We start from the raw sequence: 18,925 nt of genomic DNA on the forward strand, positions 1-18,925 counted from the left end.
TCGTCCACGACGGGAACTCCTCGGCTCCCCTGCCAGGGGGAGACCGTCTCGGTTGGTTTCTCCGAGGAGCTTCCCTCTTTCCCGCTCACCTCTGTTCGCCGACTACACACTTATAGGGACACGACCGCTGCACGTGCTGTTGCACGCGAACTGAGCACGCCTATCGACTCGAACGCTCCGCAGGATGGAGCACCACTCCGGGGAGCGGCGAATCCTCGTGGTAGCTCACCTCGAAGCGGCGATGAAGGAACCGCCACGTCCCATCATCCTGCCTTTCGAGTTCGTCGTAATAGGTACCCGTGGCGCGCATCGAAGCTCCGTCGACGAAGCGCCCGAACTCCTGCAAGGAGGTTCGAGCCTTCGCCCGCTTCTCACTGACGAGGTCCACAACGATGGGCCCCGTCGATTGGACCAGGAAGACCGTGGCACCGAGGGTCCCGGTGATCCCCTTCTCGATCGCCGCTCGGCCCTCGAAGCGATGCTCGAAGGGCGGCGCGACCTCCCAGACACCTTGCGCACCGAAGAGCTCGGCGCAGCGGGCTGCGTCTCGCCGGTTCACCGCGTCGTGGAATCGCTCAATGGTCTCTCGCACGAGAAGCGTGTCGCTCGTCATCAGGGGCTCCTTCACGCAGCCGGCTATCAGCACCATCCAAAGGGCTGGGGTTCGCATGCCCGAGCGTTCGCATTGTCCAATGGGTGAGTCCAGCGCGTTGTATGCGCCATGATGTTGAGCCAGACTTGATGCATGTCGCTCGACGTCAGACACCTGCAACTGCTCGTTGCACTCGACGAGCACGGCTCGCTCCACGCCGCGGCCTCGCACCTCCATCTCTCCGCCTCAGCGCTCAGCCTTCAGTTGCGCGACCTCGAGAACCACCTGGGAGGACGCCTGTTCGAGCGCCGATGGCGGCGACTCCACGTCACCCCAGCCGGCGAACGCCTGACGCACTCCGCCCGAGTGATCCTCTCGGAACTGGCTCGCACCGAAGCGGAGACACGTGAACTCCTCGCGGGCCGCACGGGCGTGCTCCGGATCACGACCGAGTGCATGCAGTCCTACCGCTGGCTGCCCTCGGTTCTACAGGGCTGGACGCAAGCGCATCCCAACGCAGAGGTGACCGTCATCCCGGAGGCGGGCCATGCTCCGCTCGTCGCCCTTCAACAAGGCACCATCGATCTCGCGGTCGTCGTCGAGACTCACAGCACGCAGGCGCGCCTGCGCTTCACGCCCCTGTTCCGCGACGAACTGGTCGCGCTCGTCAGCGCCAAGCATCCCCTCGCCCGCCGTCGGCGCATCACCGTGCGTGCGCTCACGGAGGAGATGTACTGGGGTTCGCGCGACAGTTTCGCACCTCAGACTCCCCTGGGCCGAGCACTGGCCCGCGAGGGACTCAACCTCCCCCGAGTCACACCGCTGCCCTTCGCATCAGGAGCCCCCGTCGAGATGGTGCGAGCCAACCAGGGCGTCACGGTATGCCCCCGCTGGTTCGCCGAGTCTGAACTCGCGAGAGGAGATCTCGTAGACCTGAGCATCGAACGAGGACTGTGGCTCCATTGGTCAGCGGCAACAGTCGAAGCCGGCGGCTCGCCCCTGGCAGCATCCTTCATCGAGGAGATGAAGCACCATTGCCCACCCACCGCGGGGAAGCGTCGCGCCTGAGCCACGTGGAGGCCCCAGCTCAAGCGCGACGCTGAGGCGTCACCGACGATGCGCTCGCGGAAATACGCCAAACAGGGCCTGCCCTCGCATCCAAGGCACTGGAACGGGATACATCAGGACGCTCGAGCGAGCCCCCCGTCCTCAGCGCTTCTCGAGATGCAGCGGCGGGCGAAAGTGAATGGGCGGAAGGGGGATGCTCTCCGGCGGAGGAAGCGGAATCGATCCATACGTTTCGCTGTACAAGGGGTGCATGGTCGCACATCCGCCATCCGCCAGTGGCTGGCCCTGCATCAGCCCTACCTCCGAGGCAGCGGTGTCTGGGCGAACGCGCAGCCCTCCATCCCCCGCGGTGAACACAACCCGTGGCGCCAAGACAGCGATTAGGCGTCTTGGACCCGAGCAATCAGCGGCACGAGTCACCTCGTAGGACGAGTAGTCTGGAATCGCGACGCCACCGTCCGAGAAATTGGCGTTAACACCCCAGACTCGCCCCGAGGAATCAATAATCTGCCCGCTCCAGTGGGACACGACGCGTCCGTCGGCATCGACCAGCACCATGTTGTCGCCGCTCGGACCTGCAGGCCCGACAGGCCCCTGCGGCCCTGTTGGACCGGCAGATCCCATTGGGCCGGCAAGCCCTTGTGGTCCAGCAGGTCCCATCGGACCGACAGCCCCCTGGACTCCAGGCTCACCAGCGCTTCCGGGAGGGCCTCTCTCGCCCTCACTCTTGGAACAGCCGACTGCCGCGATACTGAGACAGAAAACGACGACGGACTTACGCATGCGACCCCTGTCTTGTTGTTGTGACATTCACCTGCGCTGCGCCGGTGAGGACGCGGTCGGCAGGACATCACGACTGAGGCGTGCCGACCAGAAGAGGCTCTTCAACGAGCAGCCCAATGGGCCGAGGACCGAGACGTCGGGCGTCACGCTCCCTGGCCCACCATTGAGAATACAAGAAATCCAAGCCATTCACGAACGACGCGCCAAGGCCGGCACCTATCAGGAGGACACCGTGAAATCGCTCATCGGACTGATGGTGATTGGGCTGTTCGTTGCCTGTGGCGGCGCTGTCGTTGACGCGGAGCCGGCGGAAGGCACCAAGGTCGGAACATCCGAGGACGACCTCACCCTGGCCTGCGCGAACCTCTATGAGACCGCGTTCGATAGCGACGCGACCTACACCACGGCGGTCGGCTGGTCCAGTTGCTATACGTGCGGCGCCCTGCCCCAACACGGCGGAAAACTCACAGCATACAGCATCGTCGCCTACTTCTTGCCCTGTCACTGACAGTGGCCTGGTTCGAGCACGCCTCGAACGCTGCCGGCTGAAGCTCGAACGGCAGGAGTCCTTCCAGGCTGAGCGCCGCATCAGAAAGACCGCCAGAGTCGTCGCGGCAATGGGCTTCATTGTATTGAAGCGCCGTGCCATTCGCATGCACATGGAAGCGGCGACAGCCACCTGTCTGGGCGAGGCGAGCGATGGACGTGCATAGCGCGGCCTTCCCAGCCTCTTGACGTGCGCGCTCGCCGCTCCGGTCGTTCCCCAAGAGTGGAATCGGACGGACAGCTCGGGGAGCCGCTATCGCCTGGGAGCCGGCCCCGGGTTCGACCAATTGACGCGCAGGGCACCGCTCGGGTAACTCCGCCAGACTCAGGGGTCGAAGCCCCGAGGAGCAGCCCACCCATATGGTTCGCTGTTGCGGGTCATGGGCGGAGGGGCCTTGCTCGGGATGACACAGGCACGGCGATACGCGGATCCGGTGTTTGTCAGCCGCGTCACGGTCAGATGAACATGAGGGTCCGCCACGCATCCCGTGCGGCCTGAATGCTCAATGACCTGTCCCTTCACGACCCGCTGCCCGGACACCACCGTGTATGAATCGAGGTGGGCGCAGTAGCTCACGAAGCGCTCCTCACGTTCGCCCGAGCCAACGACGTGCTGGATGTAGACCTCCTTGGTCAAAGGCCTTCTGCAACGGTTCCTCTCCCTGTCCTCCCCACAAGCGGACGTCTTCGCCACATCGCATGCCCGTTGTTCAAGCCCTGGCTGAGACCAACATCAGACGCCCAAAGACACTATTCGTCACGCCAGTCTGCAACCCGAAGTAGCACTACGGACATACCTATCCGCAGAGAACGCTCCCTGCGATTCGCCGACATTCGCCCGGCATCAGCGACCCACCACGAACTGAAGGCCAAGCAAGAGTCACTGGAGTTACCACCTGCGAGGGTGCGGCCCACGCCGAGAGTTGCCCATGCGTTGATGAGTCGCGGGGCGCACGACGAGGAAGGGCTCCTGAATGGATGGCAGCCCCCCCTGCGCGAGCATCGCGCAGAATGCCACTTCGCCACCCGAAGCCCGGCCGTTGCGACGCCATGCGTTCCTCTGAGACGGAGCAGGGCCTGGCACCGGCCTCCTCGAGGGGCAGCCACGCTTCATTCGCAGCCCCGGACAATCTCATTTCGAGTGCCCGGTGCGGTTCATGCGCCGTTGGATGCATTCACTCGCACACGCCACCACCCCTACCCGTTGAGTGGGCAGCTTGGAGTTCGACAGCTCAGCCGCCACTCCGCACAAGAGCCATTCGAATCACGACCGATGACAGCGCGTGAAAAGCGCCCCCAGGGCTTGGGGGAATGGCCAGAACCTGACGCCGCGTCTGCGCGCCTTTGACGGCACGGGCTGCGGCCCGCACGCTTCTCCTGCCTCACGACGCACTCGACGGAGGATGCAATGACACGCGCGCTCTTCTGGATGATGGTTGGTTATACGCTCTCGGCAGGGCCAGCCGAGAAGGGGCCTGTTCCCCAGGCGAAGCCTGCATCAGCGAGCGCACCCGCTCAGCCCCAGAACTTCTCGGAGACGCTCGCTCCGAGTTCGACACAGACAGCCCCAGAATCGGTGCCTTCAGGATCGCATCCAGCTCAAACCGCCGCAAGCAGTCCGGCGCATCGGCTCGGGGGGTCTCCGCTCACGTGTAGGATCGGGGAGTCGCAACCGAGGAAGAAGGAAACGCTGCTCACGCTGATGTACACGGATGAATGTACCTTCGAGTCGCGAAATGACTGCGACGCCGCCTTCTGCGCATACCATCTCAATTGCTGTGGCCCGAGCGCATGGGTCCGCGTCAACCAGTCGGACTGGGACCGGTTACGAGATCAGGGGAAGCTCGACGGAATTCGCTACCAACAGCTCTTCTGGTCCGGAGAGAGCTACACGGTCCAATTCAAGAAGATGGTGGGCACTGCTCCCGCGCTCATCACCTCGGGCCAGTTCCTCCCGTAGCCCCCCCCTCACTCCCGTCCTCTTGGACACCCGACCTGCCCCCTGGGTCTTCATTGAGGCGGATCAACCTCAGAGTCGTGGCGCTTGCCGCCGAACAGTCGCAAAGCGGACCCGAGGGACTGACGCGAGCAGAATGACAGCTCACCTGGAGCGTCAGTATGCTGCGCGGGATGAGAATCCTGCTCGCCACCGCATTCGTGCTGTTCGCAGCCACTGCTGTCGCGCAGTCTCCCGAAGCGACGAAGAAGCCCGCCGCGTCGCCGCACGAACGGCCACTCGCGGCCCGAGAGAGGCTGGGCAAGCCACAGAAGGAGGCAGAGGCCACGGGCAACGTCGGCCCCTCGTGCACCGCGCAGGGCACGAAGGGGGAGCGATGCGAGGCTCAATGCCAGATGGGTGATACCGCTTTCTGTCGAGATGGCCGAGAGCCCGACAAGTCGAGCGTGCAGGGCGAGGGAGAGGACGAGGCTGACGTCGCATCCCCCATGTGCTCGTGCATCATGGGTGGCGCGCAAGACGAGTAGGACTGGTGAAACGACGTCCAGGAGGGAGTACCTCCGAGCAGTCACCCCATTCAGAGCGGCCTCACGTCACAGTTCCCGCAGAAGGCCACGAGCCGCACGGTCTACTGCGTCCAGGGCAGCCCAATAGCCCGGCCGAGTAGCGTGGCATTGCTGCCTTCCGTTGCGCATTCGCCACGTCGGCCAACAACATGAGAGGCACCAACTTCACTCAGCGTCATCCCCAGGACACCCACCAAGACAACCGGGAATCGCTGGCACATACTCCAGGCCCGCAACAGATTGCCTCCCGGAGTAGCCAGTGCCACCAATCAACCGCACCTCGTCCTCGCCCCCTACCGCCCCCTCGCGCAACACCAACGCAACAACCGAGTCGAGTCCGACACCACCAGTCGCAGGGCCTCATGCGCCGCCGACGACGACGAGCGCCCATCCGCCCTCCTCGCACTTCGAAACGAACGCGCCAGCGCACTCACAGCATCAGCAGACATCAACTCCCACGCCAGAGCAGCAGAACGCGCTCAACTCGCGTCGAGGCTCCGTCTTCAATACGTCTTCATCCAGACCGACATCACCATCTGGATCAAGTAACTCCTCGACAGCCGCATCCAGAACGACGCGCCCATGGCCAATCAAGCCTGAAACCAAAGCCCAGATCGACAGGATCCTAACTGCTGTAAATTCCAAAGGAGAGCCAGCCACCCTCATCCAGCACGTTGCCCAGGGCTCAGAACCAACGATGGCTGCAGCCAACTTGGGAGCATGCTCAGCGATTACTGAAGCATGGATTCGCGCATCAAACCCCACCGACACCACGCATAACGCCTCCAGCGAGCGATTCGGGAAGAGACTCAACACAGACCTTGCAACATTAATCGACAACCAACGGCAAATCGAACGCCACACAGTCGAGAAAACGACAACACGCGACAACGCCCGCGAGTTCATCGAAATACATGCCCCTCCAATCACCCAGAACCTCCTCAACAACCCTCCCCACAACGCACCCCCTGAAGCAGTGGCGGCCTACAACGACTTCGTAAACAAGCACACCAACGAAATCAATCGAGCAAAAGCCGACTACAAAAACGCAATCAACAACCTTGAGCAACTCCATAAAACACTCGGCGGCGATCGAGAGTTCAGGATTCTGACCGAAAACAACCAACCAATCACCAACGACTTCGTCATTGAGCTCGCCTGCCACTTCGCGGACCCAGAAAGCCTCGCAGATAGCACCAGAACGCCCGTCACCAACGACGGTTTCTATCGCCTGAGCTTCTCGCCGGACGACGGCCCCGGGCATGTCGTTGGAATCCAGGTCGACCATCAAAGAGGACACAGGTTCATGGACCCAAATACAGGCGAATTTCACACCAATGACATCCTCAGCCTGGCCAATCTGGCCACCGAACATGCCAATAAGATGGGGTACAAAGACCAATACAAGAACTACACCTTGACGTACTACCCGGGCAACAGCCAAGGTGGTCAGTCTTCCTAACCGACCGTTCGCAATTCTCGAACGGGCTCAGGCTGCGCGTCGAGCGGGCCGGCGCGCAGCAGCGGGTTCGCGGTCTGCTGAGCGTTGCGAGCATTCACCTCAGCCATGAGCGCTGGCATCGTCTCGCACCGAGGTTGCGGGTGCTGGAGGCGTGCACCGTGGCCGCTGGTGTAGCCCTCCTGAAGAGTGGAACATGCGATCGAGAGCTGTGGTTGGGCTGCTGGCTTTCGGGCTGCTGGCAGGTTGCGGTGGCCCGGTGAACGCCAGTGAGGCGAGCAGCTGTGTGGACAAGTCCTCGATGGAGCAAGCATCCCAGACGTCGTCGCCCGACGACTGGGGATTCCCTCCGTGATGTGTGGTGGAGAACATGAACAGGACGTGCACCACCTTCAGGCGTGAGTCGCCCTTGCTGCATCGGAGCAAGCGACCAGTCGGAGTGCAGCTGCAGCGCGATGGCCAAACGTTGGAGTGCTAGCCGCCAACTGCCGCGTTGACCCTATCCAGCGACAGCTCGCGCCGCGGGAGTGAAGCTGCACGGACTCCCACGGGACACGGAGCCAGCAGGCCGCATGGAGTCATTGCCCAGCACAAGGACAGCGCGCCCCCATCCGTCACTCTGCTCGGAGCTGACCGTCCGCGCTGCGACGCAGTAGGTTAATCCACGAACAAAGCAGCAAAACGAAGGAAACCAGCAAGCCTCGTTCACTCTCCGGTGGTGCCACCGGGCCCACCCAACCAACGCATCGGAGAGCCATGTGAGAGAACTTCGTCTGCTGTCCGCTCTGGCCACAATCGCAATGATGGCGGCACCGGGTCTTGCCGCGGCACGCGGCGTATCCGCCATCGCCGGCAAGCCGCAGTACCCCACCGAGGGATACTGCTGGGAGGGTTCGAACAACACGCTGGGCGCTGTCCGCAATGGATGTCCCTCGACGAAGGTGTGGGTCATGCCTGCGGTCATTGATGCGCCGGGATGGTACGTCGCGACCACCACGGTGTATGCCCTGAACACCAGTGCCACGGTCGGCTGCATGGTCGAAGGCGTCAACGCAGCTGCCAACTGGCACTGGTTCGAGCCAATGCTGTACGTCCAGAGCTTCGGGAGCGACCAGCAGATCAGCACCAAGGGCGCGTATGTGCCTGCAGGAGGCCAGCTCTATATTCATTGTGAAGTCGGCCCCGGCTCGTGGATCAAGGGGACCACCTGGGCCCTGCAGTAGCACCTGACGCGGAGAGCCCCGAGTGGGGCTCTCCGCTTCCGCCGTGGAGTCCCCATCCATGAGAACAACCGTCGGCATCGCGCTTGTCGGCACCGTCGCCTGCGGGCTGGGCATTCAACTCGCTCAAGCCAGAGCGCAGCAGAAAGAGCTATCGTTGCTGCGCGAGGACCTCGTCAGGGTCTCCAAAGCAGTCGAGCGATTGGAAAGCACCGCCAATACCGCCCCTCGCCATGGAGGAATCGAGCCCCCTGCCTCTGCGCGGGCAGCGCCGTCCGACTTCGACTCTGCCGCGATGCGAGCTCATCTGGAGTCCGTTTTCAGCGCCCAGGCCACAGACCGCGACTGGGCAGCGGAATCCACGCGGTTGGTGCGCACACGCCTGTCCGTGGATCTGCCGAACTCCACGGAGGTACGCGGGCTGGAATGCCATTCCTCCCTCTGTCGACTGGAGATTGCCTATTCCGACGAAGCAATGTCACACGGCGCGCTGACAGAGCTCGGCCCCACCAAGCGGTGGTGGAATGGACCAAGCATCGTCCAGACAACGAGGGACTCGTCCGCGAAGACAACCACGCTGATCGCATATCTTATTCGCCCTGGTTTCCCGGTCCCAGTGCCACCGCTCGAAGAGGAACGCGGCACAACGCCCCCGCCCTGATTGCGAGCAAGTGCGCTACAACGAGCCCTGCTTCTCGGCGCGCTGACCGAGCGCGCCGACGCCGTTGCGCAGCGCCAATTCCTGCCTTCGGTGCTGTCCTGACACACGGGCGTGACGTCCAATAGGCGCCCCATGCCATCGAGGGCCATGCCCGGGGACAACGCGTCCTGACTGGGCCTACGACTTCGTCATCGACGGCTGCGCCAACGGGCAGCAGCCATCCTGCGGTGGGCTGCGGAAACGCGAATCGAGCTGGCACACATCGCACCGGGCAAGCCCTGGCAGAACGGCACCGATGAGCGCTTCAACGGACGCTTTCGCGACGAGCGCCTCAACATGGAATAATAGACGCCGATCATCTCCTCCTGAGAGCGCGAGCCCATGACAAAGGGAGTACGCGCGGGAGTGGACAGCGTCCGCCAGGGGCACGGGGTTGCCCGATTCGCGCGCATTGCCGAAGATGCCAGAAGATTGGGAGTCCTCCGCTCGCACACCCTCTCACCGAGGAGCATTTACGTGATTCGATCGAAGCGGTGGTTCCTGATGGGTGTGGCAATCTTGGGCATCGGCTGTGGCGGACCCGTCTATGAAGATGGCAATGGCCTCTCAGAGCAGCAGTCCCCATTGGATGCAGCGACTGCATGCGGATACCCACTCTGTTCGCGAATCCAGGGCAACTTCTGCAGCGACTTCGGAACTACCAAGCTCTGCTGCGACACAGATGGAATCGTGAACACTTGCGGCTGTACGCGGCTCAACCCTCGGTGGAGCTGCGATTACTGAGGCAATGAGTCACGTGCCCAGTGCACCGCACATCAGCCGTGTGCTGGGCACGATGCGTCGCCTGGTTTGTTTGCGCTCACTGTCGGCCGGGGCAGGTACACCCCAGCGGCACGGTAACGCACTTCGCCAAAGGCCCCCGATGGTTGCCCACTTCGCACGGCTTGCCGAAGATGGCAGCAGCCGTGGGGTCCTGCGCTCGAACAGCTTCTTCAACGACAGAGGAGCAGCGCGTGAATCAACTGAAGACGTGGACGCTGGTGTGCATGGCAGCCCTCGGCGTCGGCTGCGGTGGCGCGGTGAGCGACAACGAGGCGAGCCCTGGCGTGGGCGAGACCTCGGTGGAGGAGGTCTCCCAGAAGTCGTCGGGCGACGACTGCGGATTCCTTCCGTGGTGCGTGGTGGAGTACATGAACAAGACGTGCACCACCCCAGGCGTGAGTCGGCCTTGCTGCATCGGAGCAAGCGACCAGTCGGAGTGCACTTGCAGCGCGACGACCAAACGTTGGGAGTGCTAACCGCCAGCAGCGCCGACTCTGCCCCACCAGCGCGGAAACACCCCTGCCTCGGTCACCCAGGGAGGCAAGCGGGGCAGGAGTGACGCGCGCTTCACGCGGGTGGCGTCGCGGACACGGCCAGAGTGACCGTCGGCGTCGCCCCCACGAGGACGCCGACGGCGTTTGCCGACGGGTTGCCCGTGGTGTCGCAGTCCTTCAGCCACACCGTCTGGCTGACGCCGCGGGAGGGCAACGTCCACTCCGAGGAGAAGGCGCGGACCTTGGTGGTAGGAGTGCCCGCCCCCATGAGGCGCCGTAGCGCAGCGCGTAGGCGTCTTTGTCCAAGTCCGGAATCTCACCCCAGCGCAGGGTGCACGTGGCCCCGTTGAGGGAGCAGGTGAACCCCGTCACGTCCGAGACAAGGCCGCCTTCCCCGCCACCGTGTACGGCCCGAGGGCGCGGACAACGAAGACAGCTCGCCCTCTCGCAGCGAGGACACCACGGCCCCCGACGCAAGGACTCGCGGTAGGAAGTGACTGGAGCGCCCTGAACCTCTCCGGACAGTTTCATCGGGCTCACTCTGTCCGCCCGGCCTTCCGAACTGTGTTGCTTGGAAGACCGGGCGGTTAGAGGAGCGCGGGATAGAGGATTCGAACCTCTGGCCTTTGGCTCCGGAGGCCAACGCTCTATCCAGCTGAGCTAATCCCGCAGGCCGATGTAACGGGGGCACAAGTAACCGAAGTCCCCCGCCGAATCAAGCACGCTTTCCGCGAACGGCGAACGGCCGACATCCCCACCTCGGTGCCCCCTCAGGAAGTCCCCTCCCCCCGCCTCCGCCGCGCCGCCAGGAACACGAGCCCGCCCAGCGCCACCCCGAGCAGGGATGCATCCCCCGCCCCTCCCGACGCACAGCTCAAGCCGCCCCCCTTCGTCCGGATGTCCCCGCCCAGGTACACCTTGAAGGAACGGCTCACGACCGTCCCCTCGTTCCCCGCGCGATCCACCGCCCGCACCTTCAGCGTGTAGGTCCCCTCGGTGAGGTCCGCCTTCGCGAACCCCGCGCACGGCTCGAAGTCCGCGCCATCGAAGCTGCACTGGAACGTGGAGCCCTCCTCGTTCGAGCCGAACTCGAAGACCACCGACGAGGTCCGGATGCGCCCCTCGGGGCCCGAGACAATCAGCGTCGTCGGCGCCACCGTGTCCACCGCGAAGGACACCCGGTCCGACGTCGGACTCGCGTTCCCCGCGGCATCCACCGCCCGCACCGTCATCGCGTGCGCCCCCTGCGCCAACGCCGAGGTCGGCGTGTAGCTCCAGACGCCGCCCAGCACCATCGCGGCCAGGGCCGGACCGTCATCCACCGACACGAAGACCGTGGCGCCATCCTCCGCTGTTCCCTTCAGCTCGGGCGTCAGGGTCCGGAAGATTCGGTCGCGCACTTCCGCCGCCACACTCGGCGCCGCCGGCGCCTTCGTATCCACCGTCCAGGTGAACGTGGCCGGGGTCGGATCCACGTTGCCAGCGAGATCCTTCGCGCGGACGGACAACGTGTACGTGCCATCCGCGAGCGTCTCCTCCAGCGGCGTGGTGCAGGCCACGAACGCGGGCGTGGCGAGCGGGGCCACGAGCGAGGCCGCGGCCGACCACTGGCACTCGAAGGTCGCGCCCGGCTCCGAGCTGAACTCGAAGCGAGACAGCGATTGAGCGGACAGCGCGGCCGGCTTCGTCGCGAAGCTCGTCTCTGGCGCCACCAGGTCCACCACCCACGTGAAGATGGCCGGCTGGGGATCCGCGTTGTTGAGTCCGTCCCGCGCGCGGACGCCCAACGTGTGCGTGCCATGGGCCAGGCCGAAGAAGGTCACCGTGGGGTCGCAGCGCGTGAACCCCGCGTTGTCCAGGTTGCACTCGAAGGTCGTCCCCGAGTCTTGCGGCACGGCCGCGAAGCTGAACGAGGCGCTGGAGGAGTTGGAGGGGTTCGGTGGCTGCGTCTGGATGTCCGTGTCCGGCAGCGCACGGTTCACCGTCCAAGACAGCGACGCCGCGGGCACCTCGACGTTCCCCGCCGCGTCCGTCGTGTGGACCGTGAACGTATGGGTCACCACGGGGCTCGCCTGCACGATGGTGAGCGAGACATCGCCATCACAGTCCGATACCGCGACACCATCCAACTCGCACGAGTACGTGACGCCCGACTCGTTCGCCGCGAACGTGAAGTGCGCCCCCAGCTCGTTGGTCACCGGTGGAGGCGTGAGGCCAAACGTGGTGACGGGCGGATGCGTGTCCACCGTCCAGGACCACACGGCGGGCGAGAGGTCGACCAGCCCCGTCAGCGTGTCTCGCGCGCGTGCCTGCAATGAATGCAGCCCGTCATTCACCGGGTACGAGGGATTGCACGGCGCATAGGCGGCACCATCCAAGCTGCACTCGAAGGAGACTCCCGACTTCGAGGAGTCATAGGCAAACGTCGCCAGCGCGAGGTTGGTGAGCGCCAGGGGCTTGTCCGTGAAGAACGTGTCCGGGACCGCGATGTCGACCGAGAACATGTGGTCGGCGGATACCGGGCTCGAGTTCGTCGCGATATCAACCGCGTGAACCTGGGCCGTGTACTTCCCCGTGGCGAGTTCCTCGGCCTGCGTCACATCCACCTTCCACGTCCCCGAGTTGCTCGACCGCAGCGTCCACTCGCGAGCCAGGGCCGTGGACGGCGCCGGCCCGAACAACTTCAGCACCACGTCCATGTTCGGATCCGCGGTGCCCGTAAGCGTCGGCGTCGCCGTGCCCACGGTGTCGTTCAGCGCCGGGTATGTGATGACGGGCGTCGCAGGAGGAATCGAGTCCACCGTGAACATCAACAAGCTCGACAACAGGCTCGTGTTTCCGGCGCCGTCCTGAGCAATGGCCTCAACGGTATAGCTGACCTGATCCAGGGGGCCCGCGGGGGTCAGCAACGAGACCGACCACGTTCCGTTCGCCGAGGCAGTCACCGTCCCCGTCTTGTCCACCACGGTTGAATTGCTGACGCGTCGCAGCCGGACCGTCACGGTGCTGTTCGCCTCCGCGGTCCCCTGAATCTCCGGCGTGGTGACCGTCACATACCCCGACGGTGCGAGGACGATGGGCTGGGGCGGTGCCACCGTGTCCACCTGGAAGCTCAGCGAGCTGTCCGTGCTCTCGTTCCCAGCTCGGTCCCTCGTGCGGAACGTGAGGGTCTGCGTGCCCTCGCCGAAAGACAGGGGCGCGATGAACGTCCACGTGCCCCCCGAACTCACCGTCGCCGTGCCGATCCCCGTGCCGCCCTTCATGATCACCACGGTGGCGTCGGCCTCGGCGGTGCCACTGAACGTGGGGCTGCCCGTATTGAGCAGCGCCCCGCTCGTCGGGCTGGTGACCACCGGAGCTGGGGGCGACTGGGTATCCACCGTGAACAAGACCTGCGCCGGCGGACTGTCATGGGCGGCGGCATCCGTGGCGATCACCGTCACGGTCAGCGCGCCCTGACTCAAGGCGGGAGCCGTCAGCGCCCAGTCCCCCGTGCTGTTCACCATCGCCGTGATGACGAGGGCTCCCGGGAAGGTCGCCTTGATCGTGGCGCCCGGCTCCGCGGTCCCGCGCAGCAGCGGCGTCGTGGTCTTCACGAACGCGTTGCTGGCGGGCTCGATGATGACCGGTGCCGCCGGTGGCAGCGTATCCACTCGGAACAACACCGGAGAGGAGGCGGCACTCACGTGGCCCGCCGCATCCGTGGCGGTCGCCGTCACTTGATACGTGCCCCCCTCACTCAACGGTGTCGAGGGCGTGAGCGACGACAGTGTCCACGCTCCCCCGGCGTTCGCGGTCGTGGAGCCGGTGTACGGCCCACCCGTGGTGGCCCCCGTCGCGATCACCGAGAGCGACACGATGCTGTTGCCCTCGGACGACCCCGAGAACGTCGGCGTCTTGCTCGGCACGGCGCTGCCCTGCGCGGGCAGCGCAATCACGGGAGGCACGGGTGTCTGGGTGTCCACCGAGAAGTTCACGGTCGTGATGGCGCTCGAGTTCCCGGCCACGTCCGTCGCCTGGACCTTCAACACGTACGCCCCATCCGCGAGCGACACCGGAATGTCGAACGAGAAGCTCCCCGCCGTGGCAACGGCGGTCCCCAGTGGCGAGGCCCCCAGCGTGAAGGAAACGGTGCTGCCGCTCTCGGCGGTCCCCGTGACGTGGACGACGTTGGAGGTGAGCGGAGGACCGTTGTTCGCGGGCTGCAACACGGTCGGCGCGGCAGGAGGCGAGACATCCACCGTGAAGGTCACGCTGGAGGTGCTCGCGTTGTTGTAGTCATCCTTCGCGGTCACCACCATCGTGTATTGCGTGCCGTCCATGAGGGCCGCGGCGGGCTGCAAGGTCCAGAGCCCAGGCCCGGCTCCAGCGGACACGTTCACCGAGATGGCGCTCGATTGAATGGCCGCGGTCACCGTACTGCCCACCTCCGCGGAGACCTGCACCATCGGCTTCAGTGCCGCCACGCGCGCGTTCATCGCGGGAGTGAGGATGACGGGCGCGGCAGGGGGCGTGACATCCACCGTGAACACTCGAATGGAGGGGGGGCTGAGGTTGCCAGCGGCGTCCTGCGCCACCGCCTGGATGTAATGTCCGCCGCTCGAGGTGAACACCGGAGTCAAGGTGACCGACCAGGTCGTCCCCGTCACCGTCGCAGCCTGCGCGGACGCGCTGCCATCCACATAGACGTCAACAGACTGGCCCGGTCCGTCCACCGTGCCACTCACCGGCACCGAACCACCAACGACCTGCTGATGCGTGGGCAGGGAGATGACGGGTGCCGTCGGAGGCACTGTGTCCAACGTCCAGTCAAAGGTCCTTGGCGTCGCGGAGACATTGCCAGCGACATCCTTCGCGAACACTTCGAAGTGATACGAGCCGTCAGGCGACACCGTCTCATCGTAGGGCATGGCGCAGGGCGCCACCGCGGCACTGCCCAGTCTGCACAAGAATGACGCAGCCCCGTCGTCCGCCGTGGCCAGGAATCGGAGCGTGGCGAAACGTGTCGTCGCACCGGTCAAGATGGGCGAACTGTTCGCCGTCGCCACCAGGCTCGTCACCGTGGGAGCCAATCGATCCACCGTGAAGGAGATGGGCGGACTCACGTAGCTGAGCCCCTTCAGCTTGGAGACGCCATGAAGGGTGCGACTGGCCCCGAGGTCCAAGATGCCGGCAGGCAACAGGGACAGGGAGAAGGTATTGGCTGCCGAGTTGATCGTCGGGGCCGAGAGCAGCGTTCCATCAAGATACAGGTCCAAGGACACGCCCGATGAGGCGTCGGACAAGAGCCCTGTGATGGGCTGCGTGGCTGTCACATCGTTGAGAACAGCCAGCGCCACGGGGAAACTGAAGGTCACCGTCGGAGCGGACACCAGCGCGGTGGTGTCGAGGTTCATCGCCCCGAGCTGCCCCGCTGTCCCATCCAGGCCCGAACTGGCGGAGCCTTTCGGCCCCGCAGCGACCTGAATATCTGAAGCGCAAGCCGCGAGCGCTTGGACATGGACACGACCGCCGCCGCCGCCGCCGCCGCTGGGCAGGCTATTGCTGTTGTCACCGCCCTTCCCGCCATTGGCCTTGAACGCAATCTCGCCACAGGTCAGCCCCGTCACGGCACGCACCGAGACGGTACCGCCGGCGCCGCCACCTGCACCGCCAGAGTTCGCGCCTCCCGCCAGGCCGTTCCCACCGTTGGCGCGAATCTCATGCGTGCCCGTGCCCGACTTCACGATGGCATTGGCGCGAAGATAGATGAGGCCACCGCCCGCACCGCCCTGCGTGGTCGCGGTCGTGTTCGAGACATGCCCCGCGCCGCCACCGCCACCGAAAACCAACCGCTGCGTCACCGTGTAGAGAACCTGAGCGCCGCCACTGCCCCCCACCGAACCCGATGGATTACTGGCGGTGCCGCCACTTCCGCCCACGTTCCCATTCCCTCCGCCTCCGCCTCCAGCGCTGATACAGCTGCCTGCCCCCCCTGCGTTGATAACGCTGGCGGAGCCCAATGGGTTCGTTCCCCCGGTGATGGCCGAGTTGGAGAACACACCGAACCGGTCGTAGATGAATCCCTCTCCTTTGAGCGCCCCCCAAGTCGCGGAGTCGTCAGGCTGCCGGATGCATGAGTTCGATCCATTGCCGGTGTTCGTATCATTCGTCGGCGAGGTCCCCCCGCGATACACGAACGTCCCCCCGCGAAAGCCCCTTCCACTGGCGTCGATGGCCGCGCCATCCCCCAGCGTCACGGTGCCAGTCGCCAGGAAGACCAGGATGCCGCCCGTGCGACCATCCCAGGCAGGCGGAGAGATCGTGGCGGAGGCCTGGACCATCACGTCGTGCCACTCGGGCACGCGAACGACCTGCGCCCCGGGCGACACATAGGAGTTCACCAGCGGCTTGGTCAGGCCGATGCTCGAACTGGACACCGACGCCACGACCGCGAACTCCCACTTCCCCACGGACGAAGTCGAGGCATCGAGATCAAAGGGCGAGCCTGACACAGGCGTGAGCCCCGACTGCGCCGTCTGGATCACCATCACCAGATCGCCCACTGCGATGGATGACTCATCGCCCGTGCGGAAGGTCACGGCCAGCGACGAAGCCCCGCTGCTGGCACCCGCGGTCAGCCACGCGTAGCGATTGACGACTTCGGCGTTCGTGTACGAGTGGTCCGTCGTCGTCTGGCGTCCCAAGAAGAACGTATCCAGCTCGGACCGCGCCGCGAGGGGGGCGAGCACGACGAGCCCCAGCACCAGCGCCTTCATGAGCGACACTTTCATGGTCTCTGCTCTCCTGGCACCCGACTCGGCTCAGCGCCGAGGGGCCCCCGCCTTCTCGAGTTCCGGATCCACGATGACGAAGTCCACGCGGCGGTTGTTCTCCCGGCCAATGGACGTGGCGTTGCTGTCAATGGGGCGGTCCTGCCCGTAGCCCTGCGATTGCAATCGCTCGGCCGGGACCTTCTTCTGGATGAGGTACTGCCGCACCGCCTCCGCGCGACCTTGAGACATCCGGCGGTTCGCGTCCGGGAAGCCTCGGTCGTCGGTGTGTCCGCCCACCACGATGAGCGGCATCTCCGGGTGCTCCAGGATGACGCGCGCCACCCAGTCCAACAGCTCGAACGAGCGCGGCTGGATGCGCACCCCGGCCGCGTCGAAGAAGACCTTGCCCTGCAACACGAGCCGGTCCCGCTTCAACTCCACCAGCGGCTGCACGTGCTGCGGACACCCGAGGTTCTCCACCGTGCCCGCCTCGTTGGCGCAGCTGTCCGCCCGGTTCGGCACGCCGTCCTTGTCCGTGTCCGTCTCCGGGCAGCCATCCCGCTCGGGCGGGCCGGCCTCGTTGGGGCACGCGTCCTTGTCGTTGTCGATGCCGTCCTTGTCGTTGTCGCGCACCGGACAGCCTCGGTTGTCCGCGGGCCCTGGCGCCGTCGGGCAGCTGTCCACCTCGTCGGGCACGTCGTCCTTGTCCTGGTCCTGCACCGGGCAGCCCTGCCGCGCCGCGGGCCCTGGCTCCACCGGACACGCATCCAACATGTCCTCGATGCCGTCGCCGTCCGTATCCTTGGCCGAGCAGCCCTTGCGCTCCACGCTGCCGGGCTCGGTGGGGCAGCGGTCCACGCCGTTGCGCACGCCGTCCCCGTCCTCGTCCATCTCGGGGCACTCCTCCAGCGTGTGCACGAGCCCCGGCTCACAGTTCACCGAGGACTCGCCCGGCCCCCGCCGCGGCGTCACGCCACCGAACGCGCCGCCCATCATCATCCGGAACAGCGGCGTGCCCGGCGCCGAGCCCACCCCCATGCCCACCAACCCGAACAGCTCGAACGAGGGATTCACGAGGTAGCGGAAGCCCGGGAGCAGCTCCGCCGCGCCCGGCTGGTTCGTCAGCGGAACCATGCCGCGCACGTTCAGCTCCCAGCGCAGGCGCCGCCCGGTCGTCGCCAGCGCGGCCCCCACCCGCAGCTCGTTGCCAATCTGATCCGCCGAGGCGCCGAGCTGCCGGGTGATGGCGATGCTCGGCCGCTGGAGGAACCCCACCTCCAGCCCCGCGCGGATGAAGCCGAAGTGCCGCCCCACCATCAGCCGCGGCGACAAGCGCCAGCCGCCCGGATCCCGCGCGAGCACCGCCTCGCTGCCCACGGGCAGGCCCGCGCCCAGCTCCGCCGCCATGTCCACCCCGCCCGCGTCGTCCTGCGTGAGCAATCCCACGCGCAGCGACACACCCGGCGTCCCCAGCCCCACGTGTGAAGGCTGCTCGAACCCGGAGTCCGCCTGGCTTCCCGTCATCTGGAAGGCCACCAGCGGCAGCTGCAACCCCACCTGGAGCCAACGCGTGGGGGCGTATGCAGCCGCGACATGCAACGTGGCGCGTCCGCTGACGATCTGAAACGTCTGCCCATCCTGCTCCAGCTGCAGCGGCGAATGCGCGTAGTGCAGGGCCACCGAGCCGCGGAACGTGCCGGGTGGCATCAGCTCACCCAATCCCAGCAACAGCGAGCCTTCCGCGCCCGGATTCAAGTCCAGTCGCTCCAGCTCGAAGGTGCGCAGGGTCGACGAAATCTGAGCCAGCGCGGCCGTCGAGGTCAGCGCAAGCGCCAACGCGGCGGCGCGGCGCAGGGACGTGCGGAGTCTCATGGTTCTCCCAGATGGAACATTGGCCTTGGGTGCTCTGGACACGCCCGAATGCCTCAGGCCGCCCCCCAACGAGGCAGACTCTAGCGCGACCCGCCCTTCGGATGTCACGGACCCGGCGTTTGAGATGGCG

Annotated in this window: 12 protein-coding genes, 1 tRNA gene and 1 pseudogene; 8 read left to right on the forward strand and 6 right to left on the reverse strand. The window is 65.5% G+C overall.

The features are described 5' to 3' along the window. Positions 1-160 precede the first annotated feature (160 nt). The gene (locus tag KRR26_RS34285; RefSeq protein WP_217081894.1) at positions 161-613 is read right to left on the reverse strand and encodes a YybH family protein; all 453 of its coding nucleotides are present in this window, start codon (positions 611-613) and stop codon (positions 161-163) included. Positions 614-745: 132 nt separating this feature from the next. On the opposite strand from KRR26_RS34285, the gene KRR26_RS34290 reads away from it, so the two are divergent. Beyond that, positions 746-1,660 (forward strand): LysR family transcriptional regulator, encoded by a 915-nt coding sequence (locus KRR26_RS34290; protein WP_217081895.1) that lies wholly within the window; start codon positions 746-748, stop codon positions 1,658-1,660. A 1,015-nt stretch (positions 1,661-2,675) separates the two neighbouring features. Next, positions 2,676-2,951 (forward strand): hypothetical protein, encoded by a 276-nt coding sequence (locus KRR26_RS34295; RefSeq protein WP_217081896.1) that lies wholly within the window; start codon positions 2,676-2,678, stop codon positions 2,949-2,951. Between the two features lie 363 nt (positions 2,952-3,314). On the opposite strand, the gene KRR26_RS37910 is transcribed toward KRR26_RS34295, so the two are convergent. After that, positions 3,315-3,683 carry a M23 family metallopeptidase gene (locus tag KRR26_RS37910; RefSeq protein WP_407931755.1) on the reverse strand — a complete coding sequence of 123 codons (369 nt, stop codon included), beginning with the start codon at positions 3,681-3,683 and terminating at the stop codon, positions 3,315-3,317. Positions 3,684-4,691: 1,008 nt separating this feature from the next. Here KRR26_RS37910 and KRR26_RS34305 point away from each other — a divergent pair. The 6 genes and pseudogenes from KRR26_RS34305 to KRR26_RS34330 all read left to right on the forward strand — a co-directional run bounded on the left by KRR26_RS34305 (position 4,692) and on the right by KRR26_RS34330 (position 10,150). Then, positions 4,692-4,949, forward strand: coding sequence for a hypothetical protein (locus KRR26_RS34305; protein WP_120210994.1), 258 nt, complete (start codon positions 4,692-4,694; stop codon positions 4,947-4,949). 1,260 nt (positions 4,950-6,209) lie between these two features. After that, positions 6,210-6,974 (forward strand): hypothetical protein, encoded by a 765-nt coding sequence (locus KRR26_RS34310; RefSeq protein WP_217081898.1) that lies wholly within the window; start codon positions 6,210-6,212, stop codon positions 6,972-6,974. A 755-nt stretch (positions 6,975-7,729) separates the two neighbouring features. Continuing rightward, complete coding sequence (locus tag KRR26_RS34315) at positions 7,730-8,194, forward strand: hypothetical protein (RefSeq protein ID WP_147423115.1); 465 nt, start codon at positions 7,730-7,732, stop codon at positions 8,192-8,194. A gap of 58 nt (positions 8,195-8,252) precedes the next feature. Next, positions 8,253-8,852, forward strand: a complete 600-nt coding sequence (locus tag KRR26_RS34320) for a hypothetical protein (RefSeq protein ID WP_217081899.1) — start codon at positions 8,253-8,255, stop codon at positions 8,850-8,852. A 210-nt stretch (positions 8,853-9,062) separates the two neighbouring features. After that, positions 9,063-9,194 (forward strand): annotated as a pseudogene (locus tag KRR26_RS37145) (integrase core domain-containing protein); the annotation flags it as partial. A 671-nt stretch (positions 9,195-9,865) separates the two neighbouring features. After that, entirely contained in the window at positions 9,866-10,150 is a 285-nt protein-coding gene (locus tag KRR26_RS34330) for a hypothetical protein (RefSeq protein ID WP_120210990.1), read from the forward strand. Positions 10,151-10,241: 91 nt separating this feature from the next. Here KRR26_RS34330 and KRR26_RS34335 read toward each other — a convergent pair whose 3' ends face one another. The 4 genes from KRR26_RS34335 to KRR26_RS34350 form a co-directional block, all read right to left on the reverse strand. Continuing rightward, a complete protein-coding gene (locus KRR26_RS34335) occupies positions 10,242-10,382 on the reverse strand; it encodes a hypothetical protein (protein WP_217081900.1) in 141 nt (46 codons plus the stop codon). 382 nt (positions 10,383-10,764) lie between these two features. Further along, a tRNA-Arg gene (locus KRR26_RS34340) sits at positions 10,765-10,838 on the reverse strand. Between the two features lie 100 nt (positions 10,839-10,938). Then, complete coding sequence (gene agmC / locus KRR26_RS34345) at positions 10,939-16,941, reverse strand: adventurous gliding motility protein AgmC (protein ID WP_217081901.1); 6,003 nt, start codon at positions 16,939-16,941, stop codon at positions 10,939-10,941. A 30-nt stretch (positions 16,942-16,971) separates the two neighbouring features. Continuing rightward, positions 16,972-18,795, reverse strand: coding sequence for an OmpA family protein (locus KRR26_RS34350; protein WP_120210987.1), 1,824 nt, complete (start codon positions 18,793-18,795; stop codon positions 16,972-16,974). Positions 18,796-18,925 lie beyond the last annotated feature (130 nt).

The sequence above is a fragment of the Citreicoccus inhibens genome, assembly GCF_019039035.1.
GTDB classification, from domain to species: domain Bacteria; phylum Myxococcota; class Myxococcia; order Myxococcales; family Myxococcaceae; genus Citreicoccus; species Citreicoccus inhibens.

Bases quoted from the DNA above. Each gene is read 5' to 3' on its own strand.
- KRR26_RS34285 (WP_217081894.1), bottom strand. From the start codon at position 613: ATGACGAGCGACACGCTTCTCGTGCGAGAGACCATTGAGCGATTCCAC.
- KRR26_RS34350 (WP_120210987.1), bottom strand. From the start codon at position 18,795: ATGAGACTCCGCACGTCCCTGCGCCGCGCCGCCGCGTTGGCGCTTGCG.
- KRR26_RS34310 (WP_217081898.1), top strand. From the start codon at position 6,210: ATGGCTGCAGCCAACTTGGGAGCATGCTCAGCGATTACTGAAGCATGG.
- KRR26_RS34290 (WP_217081895.1), top strand. From the start codon at position 746: ATGTCGCTCGACGTCAGACACCTGCAACTGCTCGTTGCACTCGACGAG.
- KRR26_RS34305 (WP_120210994.1), top strand. From the start codon at position 4,692: ATGTACACGGATGAATGTACCTTCGAGTCGCGAAATGACTGCGACGCC.
- agmC (WP_217081901.1), bottom strand. From the start codon at position 16,941: ATGAAAGTGTCGCTCATGAAGGCGCTGGTGCTGGGGCTCGTCGTGCTC.
- KRR26_RS34320 (WP_217081899.1), top strand. From the start codon at position 8,253: ATGAGAACAACCGTCGGCATCGCGCTTGTCGGCACCGTCGCCTGCGGG.